Source organism: Kitasatospora sp. NPDC127060 (assembly GCF_042724935.1).
Taxonomy (GTDB): Bacteria; Actinomycetota; Actinomycetes; order Streptomycetales; family Streptomycetaceae; genus Kitasatospora.
This window is the reverse complement of sequence record NZ_JBHXEG010000042.1, coordinates 67,273-68,704: the sequence shown is the minus strand read 5'-3', so window position 1 is coordinate 68,704 and position 1,432 is coordinate 67,273. Positions and strand designations below refer to the sequence as shown.

Here is a 1,432-nt window from a genome sequence, read left to right as displayed (position 1 = left end):
TGGCACGCTGTTGAGTTCTCAAGGAACGGACGCTTCCTTCGGACCGCCTTCCAGCGGGCCCTCCGGGCGCTTCGTTCTTTCGTGTTTCCAGCTTAGCAGATGTTTTCCGCTCCGTTTCCGGGGCTTCGTTCATCCAACTCGCCGGCGTCTTCCGGGGCTTGACGCCCCGTCCGACGTTTCAAACTCTAGCCGACCCCCGCTCCGAAAAGCGAATCCAGCCGCATTCCCGATAAACAGGCACAGCGAATTGAGCACCGGGCGAAGCCGCGAGTACGCGGAAATAGCCGGCACGGATCCGGAAGTGGTGTTTCAGGGGAGTGGCCGCCCCGGGACCGTCCGCGCTGACGCGTGTCCGGTGCTCCCTGCCGAGCGACTGGGAGACAGTACGCCCTACCCGGCGCCCGACACAAATCGCGGCGTGAGCGGCACGGGGGCGGCCCGTCGGCCCGCCCCCGCTGGGCCGACCAGGGGATTCCGGGACCCGTCCCCGCTCCGCGCCCCGTCGCCCCAGTCCCCGATCGCTACCTTTGTCGACGCTTGGTCAACTCCACCCCCCTCACCTGGGATCAACCATGCCCAAAGCCCGTCGGCGCGCCCTCGTCACCACGACTGCCCTACTGGCCCTGCTCGCCAGCGCATCACCAGCCGTCCCCGCACCCGTCTCCGCCCTCCTCCGGGCGCCGATCACCGCGCACCACCACGGCGACGGCGTGTTGCACGGCACCAGCAGCAACTGGTCCGGCTACACCGCCACGGGCGGCAAGTTCACAGCTGTCAGTGCCGACTGGGTCCAACCGGCCGTCTCCTGCACCAGCACCGACGCCTGGTCCGCCTTCTGGGTCGGCCTCGACGGCGACGGCAGCAAGACGGTCGAGCAGATCGGTACCGAGGCCGACTGCTCCAGCGGCGCCCCGGTGTACTCGGCCTGGTACGAGATGTACCCGGCGTACCCGACCGACCTGAAGAACCCCGTGCGCCCCGGTGACCACTTCACCGCGAGCGTCACCACGAACGGCAGCGGCTCCTTCACCCTCACCCTCCGCAACACCACGGCCGGCTGGAGCCGCGTCGTCGCCAAGTCGCTGAAGGACGCCGCCCTGGCCTCCGCCGAGGTGGTCGCCGAGGCTCCGTCCAGTCTCTTCGGCGTCCTCCCGCTGGCCGACTTCGGCACCGTCGACTTCACCGGCGCCGCCGTCAACGGGCACCCCCTCGGCGCCTCGAACCCCGCGAGCGTGGACATGGCCGAGGACGGGGTCGCCAAGGCCACCACCTCGGAGCTCAGCTCCGGCACCGACTTCTCGGTGACCTGGCACCACAGCTGAGGCCCGCCCCCCCCCCCCCCGGGCCCGGGGGCCCCCCCACGGGGGGGGGGGGCGCCCCCCGTTAACACCAGAGGGAGGTGGGGTGGGGGGGTAGGTGGAAAACATGGTGT

General features: G+C 70.1%; 1 protein-coding gene. It reads left to right on the top strand.

Features of this window, described 5'->3' with window-relative positions:
- The first annotated feature begins 572 nt into the window (after positions 1–572).
- Positions 573–1,322, top strand: coding sequence for a G1 family glutamic endopeptidase (locus ACFWIS_RS22900; RefSeq protein WP_380456610.1), 750 nt, complete (start codon positions 573–575; stop codon positions 1,320–1,322).
- Positions 1,323–1,432: the final 110 nt, after the last annotated feature.